The organism is Paenibacillus vini, from assembly GCF_018403325.1.
Taxonomy (GTDB): domain Bacteria; phylum Bacillota; class Bacilli; order Paenibacillales; family Paenibacillaceae; genus Fontibacillus; species Fontibacillus vini.
The window spans coordinates 1-15,066 of record NZ_BOSL01000011.1; the positions used below are offsets into that span (position 1 = coordinate 1).

General features: G+C 49.7%; 14 protein-coding genes. 12 read left to right on the forward strand and 2 right to left on the reverse strand.

Going from position 1 to position 15,066, the window contains the following annotated elements; genetic code table 11:
- The first annotated feature begins 440 nt into the window (after positions 1-440).
- The 7 genes from KJS57_RS16475 to ptsP all read left to right on the forward strand — a co-directional run bounded on the left by KJS57_RS16475 (position 441) and on the right by ptsP (position 9,284).
- The gene (locus KJS57_RS16475) at positions 441-1,604 is read left to right on the forward strand and encodes an iron-containing alcohol dehydrogenase (RefSeq protein WP_213655634.1); all 1,164 of its coding nucleotides are present in this window, start codon (positions 441-443) and stop codon (positions 1,602-1,604) included.
- Between the two features lie 171 nt (positions 1,605-1,775).
- Positions 1,776-2,318 carry an NfeD family membrane protein gene (locus KJS57_RS16480; protein WP_213655635.1) on the forward strand — a complete coding sequence of 181 codons (543 nt, stop codon included), beginning with the start codon at positions 1,776-1,778 and terminating at the stop codon, positions 2,316-2,318.
- Complete coding sequence (gene floT / locus KJS57_RS16485) at positions 2,319-3,860, forward strand: flotillin lipid rafts scaffold protein FloT (protein WP_211020081.1); 1,542 nt, start codon at positions 2,319-2,321, stop codon at positions 3,858-3,860.
- 193 nt (positions 3,861-4,053) lie between these two features.
- Positions 4,054-4,899 (forward strand): glucose PTS transporter transcription antiterminator GlcT, encoded by an 846-nt coding sequence (glcT, locus tag KJS57_RS16490; RefSeq protein ID WP_280520389.1) that lies wholly within the window; start codon positions 4,054-4,056, stop codon positions 4,897-4,899.
- A gap of 228 nt (positions 4,900-5,127) precedes the next feature.
- Positions 5,128-7,209: a glucose-specific PTS transporter subunit IIBC gene (ptsG, locus tag KJS57_RS16495; protein WP_211020080.1), complete on the forward strand. Its 2,082-nt coding sequence runs from the start codon at positions 5,128-5,130 to the stop codon at positions 7,207-7,209.
- 94 nt (positions 7,210-7,303) lie between these two features.
- Positions 7,304-7,579 carry an HPr family phosphocarrier protein gene (locus KJS57_RS16500; protein WP_211020079.1) on the forward strand — a complete coding sequence of 92 codons (276 nt, stop codon included), beginning with the start codon at positions 7,304-7,306 and terminating at the stop codon, positions 7,577-7,579.
- Positions 7,572-9,284 carry a phosphoenolpyruvate--protein phosphotransferase gene (gene ptsP / locus KJS57_RS16505; RefSeq protein ID WP_213655636.1) on the forward strand — a complete coding sequence of 571 codons (1,713 nt, stop codon included), beginning with the start codon at positions 7,572-7,574 and terminating at the stop codon, positions 9,282-9,284. The genes KJS57_RS16500 and ptsP overlap by 8 nt, the downstream gene beginning before the upstream one ends.
- Before the next feature lie 559 nt (positions 9,285-9,843).
- Here the strand turns inward: ptsP and KJS57_RS16510 are convergent.
- Entirely contained in the window at positions 9,844-9,987 is a 144-nt protein-coding gene (locus tag KJS57_RS16510; protein WP_213655637.1) for a hypothetical protein, read from the reverse strand.
- Between the two features lie 661 nt (positions 9,988-10,648).
- Between KJS57_RS16510 and KJS57_RS16515 the strand changes: the two genes are divergently transcribed.
- From KJS57_RS16515 to KJS57_RS16535, 5 genes are all read left to right on the forward strand, one after another.
- Positions 10,649-11,305, forward strand: coding sequence for a 50S ribosomal protein L25 (locus KJS57_RS16515; RefSeq protein WP_373316830.1), 657 nt, complete (start codon positions 10,649-10,651; stop codon positions 11,303-11,305).
- A gap of 190 nt (positions 11,306-11,495) precedes the next feature.
- Positions 11,496-12,215: a DsbA family protein gene (locus tag KJS57_RS16520; protein ID WP_211020076.1), complete on the forward strand. Its 720-nt coding sequence runs from the start codon at positions 11,496-11,498 to the stop codon at positions 12,213-12,215.
- 20 nt (positions 12,216-12,235) lie between these two features.
- Entirely contained in the window at positions 12,236-12,688 is a 453-nt protein-coding gene (locus KJS57_RS16525) for a disulfide oxidoreductase (RefSeq protein ID WP_211020075.1), read from the forward strand.
- Positions 12,689-12,860: 172 nt separating this feature from the next.
- Positions 12,861-13,361 carry a LytA/YqiH family protein gene (locus KJS57_RS16530; protein WP_211020272.1) on the forward strand — a complete coding sequence of 167 codons (501 nt, stop codon included), beginning with the start codon at positions 12,861-12,863 and terminating at the stop codon, positions 13,359-13,361.
- Positions 13,362-13,507: 146 nt separating this feature from the next.
- Entirely contained in the window at positions 13,508-14,089 is a 582-nt protein-coding gene (locus KJS57_RS16535) for a spore coat protein (protein WP_213655638.1), read from the forward strand.
- Positions 14,090-14,177: 88 nt separating this feature from the next.
- Here KJS57_RS16535 and KJS57_RS16540 read toward each other — a convergent pair whose 3' ends face one another.
- The gene (locus tag KJS57_RS16540) at positions 14,178-15,053 is read right to left on the reverse strand and encodes a helix-turn-helix domain-containing protein (protein WP_211020258.1); all 876 of its coding nucleotides are present in this window, start codon (positions 15,051-15,053) and stop codon (positions 14,178-14,180) included.
- Positions 15,054-15,066: the final 13 nt, after the last annotated feature.

Sequence of the window (15,066 nt, forward strand, 5' to 3'; positions counted from 1 at the left end):
CGGCTACTCCCCTGCTCAATTTATAGAAAAGTTAGAGAAAAACGAAGTAACTGCATTTAAAATTGCCGTATAACTGCGTGTAACCAGGGTTTGATCCTAAAGTGTCCAATATTCGGGGGCCCGGCCGTTTCGTTGGAAAAAATCCAATGAGGGTGCAGTGACACAATAAGCTATATCGCCTAAACCGCCTAAACCGCCTAAACCGCTAATTTCATCTAAATCTCATTAATGCCAAACCCACCAAACCTACCTTAATCATCTAACTCATCTAATTCGCAATAAACGCCTAATTGGCTTAAACGCCTAAATCTCACTAAACACATTAGATTTCCCACTTAAGCCTTAATAGTTCCGGCGTGGCGTTTGTTTTCACGTCTTGAATGGCAGTATAATCAAAGATGGTATGTTCATCTTATTTCATGATCAGGAGGGAACGAAACATGGATCGTTTTCAATTTCATAATCCGACTAAGCTGATTTTTGGCAAAGATCAATTGCAGGCATTAAAACAAGAGGTTCCCCGCTATGGAAGCAAGGTATTGTTGGTCTATGGAGGCGGCAGCATTAAGCGCAGCGGGCTGTACGACAAAGTGACAGCAATCCTGAAAGAAATCGGAGCGGAAGTAACCGAGCTGTCCGGTGTGGAACCGAATCCGCGATTGTCTACCGTGCATCGTGGCGTGGAGCTGTGCAAAACAAAGGGCATCGAGCTGGTACTTGCCGTCGGGGGCGGAAGCGTGCTTGACTGTTCGAAGGCTATTGCTGTCGGGGCCAAGTATGACGGCGATATGTGGGATTTCGCTGAACGGAAAGCTGCGCCGAAAGACGCGCTTCCATTGGGTACGGTGCTGACCATGGCGGCAACCGGTTCGGAAATGAACGGTAACTCGGTTATTTCTAACGAAGTGACAAAGGAAAAGCTGGGCTGGGGCAGTAAATTCGCTTACCCTGCGTTTTCGATCCTTGAGCCGGAAAATACGGTTTCCTTGCCGAAAGATCAAACAGTGTACGGTATGGTCGATATCATGTCGCATGTGTTTGAGCATTATTTTCATAAGGACACCAACACTCTTGTCCAGGACGGGTTCTGTGAAGCCGTACTTCGTACGGTGATTGAAACGGCACCTAAACTGATTGAAGACTTGGAAAACACGGAATATCGCGAAACGATTCTCTATTGCGGAACGATGGCCTTGAACGGCGTTCTGAATATGGGACTGTCGGGAGACTGGGCAACCCACAATATCGAGCATGCGGTGTCGGCGGTATACGATATTCCGCATGGCGGCGGGCTCGCCATCCTGTTCCCGAACTGGATGAAGCATGTCATGCATCATGACATAGCCCGGTTCAAACGCTTGGCTATCAACGTGTTTAACGTGAATCCGGAAGGCAAGAGCGATCAGGCTATTGCCGAGGAGGGGATTGGAGCCCTTCGCGCGTTCTGGAATTCCATTGGTGCGCCGAGCCGTTTGGCTGATTATGAGATCGACGCCAGCAACTTGGAGATCATGGCCGACAAGGCGGTTCGTTTCGGATCCTTCGGCAATTTCGCACTGCTTAATAAGCAGGACGTAATGGAAATTTACCAAAGCTCGTTATAAGAGGTTGTTCCATCGAACCTTTTTGTATAAGCTTTATTCGTCATAAAACCTCTCTTTTGGTGAAAAGAGAGGTTTTTTTCTGTCCAAAGCAGGGAAATTATTGAAACAATGCAGAAGTAGTAACGTAACAATTATAAAGAGTTAAGGTTTGAGCAGAAAGGGGGGGACGGTTTGGAGATTTTGTTTTGGAGCTGTTTTGCAGGCGGCGCACTCTTTGCGTTAATCAGCGCCATATTAGGAGATGTTGTCGGAAGCTGGTTGGACGGGGTGTTTGACGCATTCTCGGTGGACTTCCTGAAGCCGGTCGTGACGGCATCCGCGATTACCACATTTGGAGGTGCGGGTATTTTGCTAACCCGCTATACCAGACTCGGTAATTTCGGTGTTGTTACTCTGGCGGTTTTGATCGCGCTTAGTTTTTCAGTGCTGATCTATTTTGCTTATGTGAAGCCGATGGAGAACAGCGAGAATTCAATCGGGTATTCCAGTACCGAACTTCCCGGTAAGCTCGGTGAAGTGACCGTACCGATTCCCTCAAAAGGTTTTGGGGAGGTTATGGTCAAATTCGTTGCTGGCAATACGTTACACACGGCCGCCAGTTGGGATCGGCGGAATATTCCCGCCGGAGCGCTGGTTGTGATCGTGGATTCCAAGGATGGCGTCGTTCATGTATCCGAGCTGTACGAAACCGAACAAAAAAAGGAGCTGGTGTAATTGTTTGAAGCAGTACCTGATTTCTTGCTTATCCCTATTGTTGTCATTGCCGTCATTATTGTGCTGGGTCTGGCGTTTTGGACGCGCTATAAAACCGTAAGTCCGGACGAAGCAATGATCGTAACGGGGTCCTTCCTGGGAAGCCGTAACATTTCCGATGATGAGTCAGGCCGGAAGATTAAGATCGTCCGTGGGGGCGGCGCCTTTATTTGGCCGATATTCCAGAAGGCCGAATTCATGTCCTTGCTGTCCCACAAACTGGACGTCATGACGCCAGAGGTATATACCGAGCAGGGTGTTCCGGTTTCTGCGGATGGCGTTGCGATCATAAAAGTAGGTAGCTCGGTGGAAGACGTGGCGACTGCGGCCGAACAATTCATGGGCAAGCCGATAGAATCTCTGAAAGGCGAAGCACAGGAAGTGTTGGAAGGCCACCTGCGTTCCATTCTCGGTTCGATGACGGTAGAGGAAGTGTACCGGAACCGTGACAAGTTTGCCCAAGAGGTTCAGGGCGTTGCGGCACGGGATCTTAAGAAGATGGGGCTGCAAATCGTCTCCTTCACGATTAAGGATGTGCGCGACAAGCATGGCTATCTGGAAGCGCTCGGGAAACCGCGAATTGCGGCGGTCAAGCGGGACGCTGAAATTGCCGAAGCGGAAGCTCTGAGGGATTCGCGGATTCAGAAAGCGCTGGCCGAGGAATCTGGACAGAAGGCGGAACTTTTGCGGGATACGAATATCGCGGAAGCCTCCAAGGAGAAGGAACTGAAGGTAGCCTCCTTTAAGAAGGAACAGGACACCGCCAAAGCGGAAGCCGATCAGGCTTACCATATTCAGGAGGCGCGGGCTAAGCAAACGATGGTCGAGGAACAGATGAAGGTCGAACTGGTCCGCAAAGAGCGCGAAATCGATTTGCAGGATAAAGAAATTATGGTTCGGCAGAAGCAATACGATGCGGAAGTGAAGAAGAAAGCCGATGCCGACCGGTATGCGGTGGAGCAGGCGGCTGAAGCGGATAAAGCGCGGAAAATGCGGGAAGCCGACGCCGTGCAATACTCTATCGAAACTCAGGCCAAAGCTTCCGCCGAACAAAAACGGCTCGAGGGTCTCGCGATTGCGGATGCCGAGCGGGCCAAAGGTACGGCGGATGCGGAAATCATCCGGCTTCGGGGTCTTGCGGAGGCGGAAGCGAAGGAAAAGTTGGCCGAAGCCTTCCAGAAATTCGGCGAGGCGGCTATCCTCGATATCGTCGTGAAAATGCTGCCTGAACTGGCCGGCAAAATCGCGACTCCGATCTCATCGATCGACAAGTTGACGGTAGTCGATACCGGAAAAGGAGAAGGGGCCGCCCGGGTCAGCAATTATGTGACAGAGCTGATGGCGACCGCTCCGGAAATGCTCAAGAACGTTTCGGGCATCGAACTGGATCAGCTTATCAAGGGTTTAACGAAAGGTAAAATTTCGCCCCCTGCAGCGGAGCCCGCTCCGGCAGCCAAAGCTTCCGTGCTGCTTGAAAGCGCCGCTTCGCAAGAAACCCCGTAAAGCTCGGCACTTTGTAAGAGAATAAATAATATACAAATGAAGCATCCCTTCGATCCGGAGGGATGCTTTTCTATAATCCTGGGGATGCTTTTGTATTATTTGAAGTAATGTCTGGCAAGGAGAAGGGACGTGGATTATAATAGGCATAAGCGTTCCGGAGAACAGAATAATGCAGTTAAAATGAGGTGCAATTGTGAACAGCCTTCAAGTGGCCAAAGTGTTGAATAACAACGTCATCATTGCCCATCATCCCGAGCACGGCGAAGTTGTCGTGATCGGTAAAGGCATTGGTTTTAACCGGAAAACAGGCGATTCCATTCCTCTCGAATCGGTAGAAAAGATGTTCATTCTGACCAACCAGCACGAACAGGAGCAGTACAAACAGCTCGTTCCGCAGGTAGATGAGCAATTGATCGAGATCATCGGCGAGATCATTATGTATATTTCACGCAAGACACAAACTGAACTGAATGAACATATACATATCGCGCTCACGGATCACCTCGCTTTTGCCATCAAGAGAGCTGAACAGGATATCGCTTTCCACAATCCGTTTTTGTATGAAACCAAGGAGATCTATCCTGTCGAATATGAATTGGCGGAGTATGCAATCAAGCTGATTCATAGAAAATTGGGGGTTGACCTGGGGGAAGATGAAATCGGATTCGTAGCCCTTCATATCAACAGTGCGATGACGAATCGGCATATCAGCGAAGTACGTGGGCATGCCCAACTGATTGCGGACCTTGTCGCCGCCATTGAGGAAGAGCTCAAGTTTACGATTTTGCGAAACTCGCTGGACTATTCCCGCCTTCTTACGCATTTGCGGTTTGCGATTGAACGCATCCGTCGAGGTGAGCAGGTCGGCGAAGTGGAGAAACTGGATACCCTGTTAAAGCAGGAATATCCCTTGCTGTATTCCCTTGCTGGGAAGCTAACGATGATCATGGAAAAGCGCTTGAACAAGCCCGTTTACCCGGCCGAGGTCAGTTATTTGACGATGCATTTGCACCGGGTAGCTCCTCCTCATATCCAATGACATAACTTGCGCTTGCTTGGCAGGTTTGTTATAATCTTTGCGATAAACAACAATATATATCACAATGTGTGACTGATTCGATCAGGCATGAGTTGATAAAAGCTTTTTGATTGTATCGCTGGTTTGCGGGGTATTATAACCGTAAATAAGGCGTACAGTTGGAAACTTTATTGGCTTATGCTTTTTTTGTTGTTTAGTACATCAAAGATTGCACGTAGGAGGATGTTTATGTTCAAGAGGTTATTCGGCGTCTTGCAAAGAGTCGGTAAAGCGCTAATGCTACCTGTAGCACTGCTGCCTGCTGCCGGTCTGCTTCTTGGGATCGGGAATATGCTGGTCAGCCCCGAGTTCCTTGATCTCGTACCCGTTCTGGATAATCATACTGTACACGCCATTGCCACTGTAATGATGAATGCAGGGCAAATCGTCTTTACGAACCTGGCTCTGTTATTCGCAGTCGGCGTAGCTGTCGGCTTGGCCGGAGGCGAGGGCGTGGCAGGACTCGCTGCGATTATCGGCTATCTCGTCATGAACGTGACGATGGGCTCGGTGATCGGCGTCGTACCGTCCATGATAGGTACCGACCCTGCGTATGCCAATGTACTGGGGATTCCGACGCTGGCTACCGGTGTTTTCGGCGGGATTATCGTCGGGATATTAGCGGCAAGTATGTACAACCGGTTCTTCAAAATCGAGTTGCCTTCCTATTTGGGCTTCTTTGCCGGTAAACGGTTCGTTCCAATTATGACCGCGGCAACCTCGGTTATTCTCGGCTTGATCATGGTGGTGATCTGGCCGCCGATTCAGACCGGACTTAATTCCGCTTCCCACTTTATGCTTGAGCAGAATCGGACCTTGTCCGCATTCATTTTCGGAGTCGTCGAGAGAGCGCTGATTCCGTTCGGTCTCCATCATATTTTCTATTCACCGTTCTGGTTCGAGTTCGGAGAATATGTGAACAGTGCGGGACAGCTGGTACGCGGCGATCAGCAAATTTTTATGGCCCAATTGCGCGACGGCGTTCCGTTTACCGCAGGTACGTTTATGACCGGGAAATTCCCGTTCATGATGTTCGGCCTGCCGGCTGCGGCACTCGCCATTTATCATGAGGCCAAACCCGAGCATAAAAAGTATGTGGCGGGCATTATGGGTTCCGCGGCACTGACTTCGTTTTTGACGGGGATCACGGAGCCGCTAGAGTTCTCGTTCTTGTTCGTAGCTCCGATACTTTTTGCGGTACACTGCGTCTTTGCGGGTTTGTCTTTTATGACCATGCACATTCTTGGAGTCAAAATCGGGATGACATTTTCCGGCGGATTGATCGATTATCTGATCTTTGGGGTTATACCGGGACGCACCCCTTGGTGGTATGTGATTATCGTCGGCTTGATTCTCGCCGTAATTTACTATTTTGGCTTCCGGTTCGTTATCCGAAAGTTCAATTTGAAAACGCCGGGGCGTGAAGATGCAGAGGCCGGCGACGAGGATAACTCGAAACAAGGCAAAAGCGTTACTCAAGACGAGCTTCCGCATAATATATTGACCGCGCTTGGGGGAGATGCGAACATCGCGCATCTGGATGCCTGCATTACCCGTTTGCGAGTCGAAGTGAAGGACAAAGGAAACGTCGATAAAGACCGCCTCAAGAAACTGGGCGCCTCCGGAGTTCTGGAAGTGGGTAACAATATTCAGGCTATATTCGGTACACGCTCGGATACGATCAAATCACAGATCGCTGATATTATGAGCGGAAAGACGCCTAGAATTGAGACACGGGCAGATGCCACGGTTGATGCTGCAGAGCAAAAGCCAGCCGTCGTGGAGCAGGAGGCTGCCAAAGACGGGGATGCGATCATCCAGGAGGATATCGTGATGCCGGTGAATGGCGAGCTTATGGATATCACCCAAGTACCGGATCCCGTATTTTCCGAAAAAATGACCGGCGACGGTTTTGCGGTTCTGCCGCATGACGGTACGATTTGCTCTCCGGTTTACGGTAAAGTATTTAATGTATTCCCGAGTAAGCACGCTGTTGGCATCATGTCCGATGGCGGCAAAGAAGTGCTCGTGCATATTGGAGTCAATACGGTGAAACTGAAGGGTCAAGGCTTTAATGTCCTGGTTAATGAAGGAGACCTGGTCTCTGCGGGGCAGCCGATCATGGAAGTGGACCTGGAATATGTGAAAGAGCATGCACCTTCCATCATTTCGCCAATCATTTTCTCCAATCTTCCGGAAGGCTCAGCGGTGACGTTGAAGAAATCCGGCACATTGAAAAAAGGCGAAGAGGATATTATATCGATCCGCTAAAGCATCATGGGTGAAGGCAGATATTGGATTTGGTTATTACAATCCCTTAAAATAAAAGGGAGAATTCTTAATAAGAAAGCGAGATGCATTTAAAATGGAAAAAAATTTCAGAATTACAGATGAAGACGGTATCCATGCACGCCCGGCAACAGCTTTGGTCAATACCGCTAATAAATTTAAAGATTCAGAAGCTTTTGCAGAGGCAAACGGTAAAAAAGTGACGCTTAAATCGATTTTGGGCGTTCTTTCCCTCGGTTTGGAAAAAGGGGACTCGATCAAGCTGATCGTGGAAGGCGATAGTGCGGCCGAGGCTCTTCAAGCGCTCACGGATGTGATGATTAACGAAGGGTTAGGCGAAGTGAATGCTTAAGATCGACGGCATTGCCGCATCGGCCGGGGTAGCGATTGCCCCCGCTTTTAAACTGGAGCATCCCGATTATACGGTGAAGAATAAAAATGCTGCCGACCCGGCTGCCGAGTTGGCCCGTTTGGATGAAGCTCTGGCAACCTCCCAGCAGGAGCTTGAAGCGATCAAAGAGCGCACGCTTCAGGAGCTGGGGGAGAAAAAAGCGGAGATCTTCGAATCTCATCTGTTGATTTTGAACGATCCGGAGCTTTTGACGCCGGTTCGCGATAAAATCTCGAGTGAAAATGCAACAGCTGAATATGCACTGGATGAAACATCCAAGCAATTCATCAGCATGTTCGAGAATATGAAGAGCGCGTACCTTCGGGAACGCGCGGCCGACATGCGTGACGTGACCAAACGGGTGCTGACGCACCTGCTTGGTCTCAACTATGTGAATCCCGCTGATATCAGTGAGGAAGTCATCGTCATTGCCGAAGATTTGACCCCTTCGGATACGGCTCAGTTAAACCGTAAATACGTTAAGGGCTTTACGACAAATATCGGGGGAAGAACATCCCATTCAGCCATTATGGCCCGTTCTTTGGAGATTCCTGCTGTAGTGGGAACGAAAGACGTATTATCCCAAGTAAATTCCGGTGACATGATCATTGTCGACGGACTTGACGGATCCGTTATAATCAATCCTTCGGCAGAGGTGATCGATGAGTACAAGAGCAAACGGGACAATCACCTTCGTCAGATCGAAGAGTGGAAGAAGCTTCGGGAAGTTCCGACCGTCTCGAAAGACGGTGTTCATGTCGAACTGGCGGCTAATATAGGTACGCCGAACGATGTGACCGGCGTTCTGGAGAACGGCGGCGAAGGCGTAGGCTTGTACCGTACTGAATTCCTTTATATGGGGCGGACGGAACTGCCTTCGGAAGAAGTCCAGTTTAACGCTTATAAGACGGTTCTGGAAAAGATGGAGGGCAAGCCCGTCGTCGTCAGAACGCTTGATATCGGCGGAGACAAGGAGCTTCCGTATCTCGATTTGCCGAAGGAGATGAATCCGTTCCTCGGATTCCGCGCGGTACGGCTTTGCCTGGACCGGAAGGATATTTTCCGGACCCAACTTCGTGCGCTGCTTCGGGCGAGTACCTATGGGAATCTGCGAATCATGTTCCCTATGATCGCTACCCTTGATGAGTTCCGGGAAGCCAAGGCGCTTCTGCTAGAAGAGCAGGAGAAGCTGGCCGCCGAGGGGATCGCGGTATCCGACTCCATTCAGCTCGGCATTATGGTCGAAATCCCTTCGACCGCCGTCCTTGCGGACCAGTTCGCCAAGGAAGTCGATTTCTTCAGCATCGGAACCAACGATCTCATTCAATATACGATGGCCGCCGACCGGATGAACGAACGAGTCTCCTATTTGTATCAGCCGTATAACCCTGCGATTCTTCGCTTGGTGAAGATGGTAATCGATGCAGCCCATAAAGAAGGCCGTTGGGCCGGAATGTGCGGGGAGATGGCAGGGGACGCTACGGCGATTCCGCTCCTGCTAGGCTTGGGTCTGGATGAATTCAGCATGAGCGCGACATCCATCCTTCCGGCCCGTTCGCAAATTTCCAAGCTCTCCAAAGCGGAGATGAAGGCTTTGGCGGAACAGGCACTGGAGCAGCAAACGGCTGAACAAGTCGTGAAGCTGGTTCGGGGGATCGGGCAATAAGCTGGTTTGGCTCTTTTCCAACATTTTGGGTTTTATTCTGGGTTTTTCCTATTCCGGTGCCATTGGGCACCGGTTTTTTAGTTGTTGGTGGTTTAAGCTGACTGAGCTGTCTAAGCAGACTGAGCTGTCTAAGCAGACTGAGCTGCCTAGGCGATTTGGGCAGATTGAGCTGCCTGAGTAACCGACCAGCCTGAGCTGCCTGAGCTGTCTAAGCAGACTGAGCTGTCTGCTTGACTACTTTGGCTCTGCGACTGAGCTGTCCCGCTGCCGACCTCGCCACGCTTTCGGGGCTTTCTGGTGCAAAATAGTCGCAGTTGCGTAATCTAACGGACATGAGAGACGTTAAACCTCCCGAAAACGAGGATTTACTTTTCTAACGGACACCAGAGCTCTTATTCGTGCCGAACATCAAAGAAGATGGACATATTCAGACGATTAAGGTCTCCTGTGTCCGTTAGATTGCTTAGGAGGCTAAAAACAGCTAGTTAAGGTCTTCTATGTCCGTTAGGGATACTCGCACCTTAGTGTACCCATTGCTACAATACTGGCGCTGCCTAAGCTACCTGCCTGAGTAACCGACCAGCCTGAGCTGCCTGAGCTGCCTGACCAGCCTGACCAGCCTGAGCTGCCTGAGCAACCGACCCAGCCACGTTTCGGGGCTTTCTGATGCAAAATAGTCGCAGTTGCGTAATCTAACGGACATGAGAGCCGTTAAACCTCCTGAAAACGAGGATTTACTTTTCTAACGGACACCAGAGCTCTTATTCGTGCGACACATCGAAGAAAATGAACAAATTCAGGCGAATAAGGTCTCCTGTGTCCGTTAGATTACTCAGGAGGCTAAAAACAGCTAGTTAAGGCCTCCTATGTCCGTTAGAGATACTGCGCACCTCAGTGTCCCCGTTACGCATCACTCAACATCGCCTCATTTCGCCCCTATTGCTCATCACCTAACACCAACTTCCACACTACTCATCACCCATCACCTCATCATTCTCATTACGCATCACCCAACATAACAACACCCACTCTGCTCTTCACTCATCACACTTCACACCCACTTCCCTCATTAACTCACCACTAATATCTCATCACGTCGCCGAAGCCCTCTCTCAAGCCAATCGATCACCTTGTCCACCATTCACCTAGAGCAATTATCGACCGGCCATCTAACTAACCTCATGCATGTAAATGTTCATTAATTGATAAGTCCCATCACAGCTCAAGCAGGTGTCTGTCGACCCCCATTCATTCTTTTTCTCATCAAAAAAGCGATGAAGCGCCGACATCTTTTTATGTCGGCGTCGTTAAAGAAGGCCTCGAATTGGGTAAGATAGTCATATGGCACAAATTCCAGGAGGTAGATGCATATGGCAACGAACCAAAGTTTGAGTGCTTCGCGAAGAGAAGAATTTACCCGGGCGTCGCTGCGGCAATTGAGAGAAGGCGGACGGATTCCGGCAGTTATATATGGAGCGCAAACGGAGAGTCTGCCGATTCACGTTGACGCTAAGGATTTGGCAAAAGTGTCGCGGACCGGCCGGTCGGAGTTTTTTGATCTTAAGGTAGAGGGCGGGGAAACTTACCCGGCACTGATCAAGGAGATCCAGCAGCGCAGAGGCGTTGTTGCGCATGTCGATTTCCAGAAGGTGTCCAAGAACAAACCGATCCGCGTAAAAGTACCGTTGCACTTAACCGGTACTGCCGAAGGCACAAAGGCGGGTGGAGTTTTGCAGGTTCAAGCTACAGAGCTGGAAGTCGAGGGATTGCCGGATGATCTGCCGGCAAATATCGAAGTCGATATTAGCTCGCTTGGAACCGGCGATAAGTTGACTGCGGCAGATGTAAGTTTGCCAAGCGGGATTACTCTCATCGGTGCTGAGGAAGAACTGCTGGCTTCCATCGTGCTGCCACGCGTGGTCGAGGAAGAAGTGGATACCGGAACAGGTGCCGAATCGGCGGAAACGGCTGGCGAGGAGACAGAAGGGGATATCGGTACAGCGGACGGAAACGACGCGTAGTTCCTCTTGGACCGTTAATAGCATATTAGGAATATGAAGAAAATGGCGGCATAAGGACTGGATCCTGACACCGCCATTTTTTTTGGATTTCCTCTCTTTTCCTCTTAACTTGACGAAAATTGATTTTGTAACTAGAATGGTTGCAGGATCTAGCAAAGTTACTATTTTATAAGAGGAAAGAAGGGGTTGCATGCCACCGAAAAAACAAGGAAACGCCTTGGCTCAGCGAAAATCGAATGCGGAAAAATTGTTGCAACAGCAGCGGAAAAGACGGTTGATTTGGTTCTCCACCGTGGGCGTTCTGCTCATTCTCATTGTTGTCGTCCTATCTTTGGATCCGAAGCCGGTCGTAAAAGCCGCCTCGTTTGATTACGACAATTTGCCAGTGCTTGGGCAAAGCGATGCTCCGGTCAAGATCGTGGAATTTGGGGATTTCAAATGTCCGGCTTGTAAAATAGCCAACGACACCATCAAACCGCAGCTGGTTAATGACTATATAGAGCAGGGGAAAGTGGCGTTCTATTTCATGAATCTTCCGTTTATCGGACCCGATTCAACGACGGCGGCGCTTGCCGTGCAGTCGGTGTATCATCAGAACAAGGACGCTTTTTGGACTTATTTTGACGCTATTTATGGCAACCAAGGCGAGGAGAAGGTCCAGTGGGCTACGGCTGAATATTTGGTCGGGCTCGCGAAGGAGATCAATCTTCCTGTCGACTATGATTTGCTTCAGAAAGATATCGAGGATAAAACGTATATAAACGAAGTTACCGAGCATTACAACAAAGCTGACAAGCTCAAAATTGACAGCACCCCTACATTCTTTATTAACGGCGTAGAGTTTACCGGCAATCTTGGAAACTATGATGAGTTCAAGCAAGCCATAGATAACGCGTCAAATAATAAATAATGTGGGGAGAGGATCGGCGGATGCGCTCTTTTTTCAGAAATTACGGTGTTTATCTAGCCTGGCTGGTCTCGTTAGTAGCTACCTTGGGCAGCCTTTATTTAAGCGAAGTGTTGCATTATGAACCCTGCAGATTGTGCTGGTTTCAGCGGATTTTCATGTACCCTCAAGTAGTTGTGCTTGGGATCGCAGCTTACCGTAATGACCGTTCGGCAGCCATCTATGCCATTCCTCTCAGTGTGATCGGCGGTTGCATCTCCATATACCATTATGCCGAGCAAAAGATTCCGGCGATGTCCAAGCTGCTTCCTTGCAAGGTAGGCATCCCGTGTAATTTCGACTACTTGAACTGGTGGGGATTTATCACCATTCCGTTTATGGCGCTGATCGCATTTGTGCTGATCATTTTGTTTATGTCCGCAGCGCGTAAGGGAGTGCAGGAAGATACTGCAGAGGAAACCTCGAACGAAGTATAGAATTAGAAGAAAACCGCCTGGTTAGGCGGTTTTTGTTTTAGGCTCAGCTTCATCGGTTAATCCATATTAACACTGAATGCCCTGATCTTTATAGCGGATTATGCAGGCTACATTAACGGAACCTGTAACTTTTCAGAGCAATCATTCGTTCGTTACTATGGAGGTGTTACTTATGACTAGACACAAAAAAATACTGACCTTTGCAGCGGTAGCAGTTCTAACACTTGCACTTACAGCTTGCGGGGGGAACGCCGGTAATGCCGAAAACAACGGTAACGCCGGTAACACCGGAAACTCCGGGAACGTGGAAAACTCCGGAAACGCAGGAAACGCCGGGAATTCCGGAAACAATGTAGATCCATCATCGCCAACTGATGAGAATGGTACGAATGCGGGCAACGCAGGTAACTCAAGCGCGGAGCAGCCTGATTCGGAGCAAACTTCCGATACGAAGCAAGGAAAAGGAACCTGGGTAGGACTCGAGGACAGCCACTCCGCCGAAATTATGATGAACGGGGTGCCGGAATCTTTTCAATTGAGTGAAAGTGTTCAGGGGACAGCGGACGGGTTGAACTCCGACGATGCCGTGGAATTTGAATATGTAGAGAAAGCTATAGAGGGCGAAGCATCTCTCAAGCAGAAGACGATTACCAAGCTCGGTAAAACAGGATAAGAATGGAATGAGAGTGAAAATGGGAATTCCGCGGATACGGGGTTCCTTTTTTTGCTTATGAAGGTTACCCGGGATAATAACTGCGGAGAGAGAGAAAATAAGTGGGAATGAAAATTAACCTAATATACCGAAAGGAAGAATGCACTTTGCTATTAGGCGCCCACGAAGCTCATGAATTGAACGAACTGCTGCTCAGTTGCACCAACTCTATTCAAAGTATGGCCTTGTTTTTGAATCAGGCACAGGATCCTGAACTGCGGGATATGATCTCCCGCCACTATGCCGTGCATATCCAAGATTACAACATGAAGGTAGAGTTTGCGTCAAAAATGCAAGGCTCCCGGGACCAGTTAAACGTGCCTCAGCTGAGCATGAATCCGGCTACGGCTCCTTCGCCAGCTCCGTCTCCGACGGCTTACACGCCGATTCAGCCGCAAGTTAAGCTGACCCAACTGGACGACCGCGGCATCGCGACTTCCTATTTGCTTACGCTGAAACGGGCTGGCCGAGAATATGCGTGGTCCACGTTCGAGTGCTCGACGGTTCAATTGCGGGTATTTTTGGAGGATGCGTTCCGTATGTGCTCTCACCAGGCGTTTGAAGTATGGAGCTACATAGCCCGTAAAGGATGGTATGCGGTCGCGACGGCTCCGGAACAGACAATGCAAACGCTGGGGCAAATGTATCGTGAGGTTCCGTTCCACCAGCCTATGAGCGTATACCGCTAGGCGGTCATATTGTCGTAAAGTTAAAAGCTGTTCCGATCCCGGAGTAACGAGCGGGGGGAACAGCTTTTTTGTGTAAAATGAATTGCTCCTACCTGGAATATTGTTTTCGGAATTGCTGAGGGGAACAGCCGTTTTTTAAGGTGAACCTGTTAGAGAAATAAGGGGCGTTCCTGAAGCCGACCTCCTTGGCAATTTCCGCCACCGGCCATTCCGTTTTGAGCAGCAGCAGCTTTGCCTGTTCCAGCCGGTAATGCAGCAAATAGTCATTCGGCGTCATGCCGTAGATCTGCTTCATGCACCGCGTAATATAGTTATAGTGAAAATGCAGTGCCTCCGAAAAGCTTTGGCTCGTCAACTCGGACCGATAGTTGTTTCTAATATAAGCCTCCGTTTGCTCGGCTAAGGTAACTACCGGTGAGGTGGTCTGCTCCAATTGACGCAGGTCCATCATGCGCAGCAGTTCCTCGAAGGATTGCTGCTGGGACCAATACGCGCTGGATTGGCGTTCTGCCGAGTATTGACGCAGCCGGTCCATCAACTGATAGGTCTGGGCAGGGTAAGGAAGAGTCCACATTTTAGGAAGCTGGATGGTGTAAGGCGACGTTTTGAAAGTCCGGGAGTGCTCTTCGGGCTGGAACGCGGCCGGGATTTCGGACGGGGTTTCCTGCCAGGAGCAAATTGTGTGAAAATGAAGCCAGTAAAAGGTACACCGGTCTTCGCAAGGCTTTACGGCGTAATGGTACCGGTCCGGCAGAAGCAGTAACGATTTCCCCGGTCCCAGCTCCCATTGACGGTCTTCCTCGCCGATATACATAGTGCCGCTCTCGATAAACAGCAAATCAAAAACGCCGATATTACTGCGGTTGGGATGCTGATCACCGGCATTATAAACGGCATATCCGCACTCCAGGAAATAAGGAGCCGGGGGAGCCGGGATATGGACGATTTCAGCAGCTTTGATCACGTTTGTCTTCACC

Excerpts from the sequence above, each read along its gene's own strand:
- KJS57_RS16475 (WP_213655634.1), top strand. The coding sequence starts at position 441 with ATGGATCGTTTTCAATTTCATAATCCGACTAAGCTGATTTTTGGCAAA.
- KJS57_RS16510 (WP_213655637.1), bottom strand. The coding sequence starts at position 9,987 with ATGTCCGTTAGATTACGCAACTGCGACTATTTTGCATCAGAAAGCCCC.
- ptsP (WP_213655636.1), top strand. The coding sequence starts at position 7,572 with ATGCTTAAGATCGACGGCATTGCCGCATCGGCCGGGGTAGCGATTGCC.
- KJS57_RS16530 (WP_211020272.1), top strand. The coding sequence starts at position 12,861 with ATGACTAGACACAAAAAAATACTGACCTTTGCAGCGGTAGCAGTTCTA.
- KJS57_RS16520 (WP_211020076.1), top strand. The coding sequence starts at position 11,496 with ATGCCACCGAAAAAACAAGGAAACGCCTTGGCTCAGCGAAAATCGAAT.
- KJS57_RS16500 (WP_211020079.1), top strand. The coding sequence starts at position 7,304 with ATGGAAAAAAATTTCAGAATTACAGATGAAGACGGTATCCATGCACGC.
- KJS57_RS16525 (WP_211020075.1), top strand. The coding sequence starts at position 12,236 with ATGCGCTCTTTTTTCAGAAATTACGGTGTTTATCTAGCCTGGCTGGTC.
- ptsG (WP_211020080.1), top strand. The coding sequence starts at position 5,128 with ATGTTCAAGAGGTTATTCGGCGTCTTGCAAAGAGTCGGTAAAGCGCTA.
- KJS57_RS16515 (WP_373316830.1), top strand. The coding sequence starts at position 10,649 with ATGCATATGGCAACGAACCAAAGTTTGAGTGCTTCGCGAAGAGAAGAA.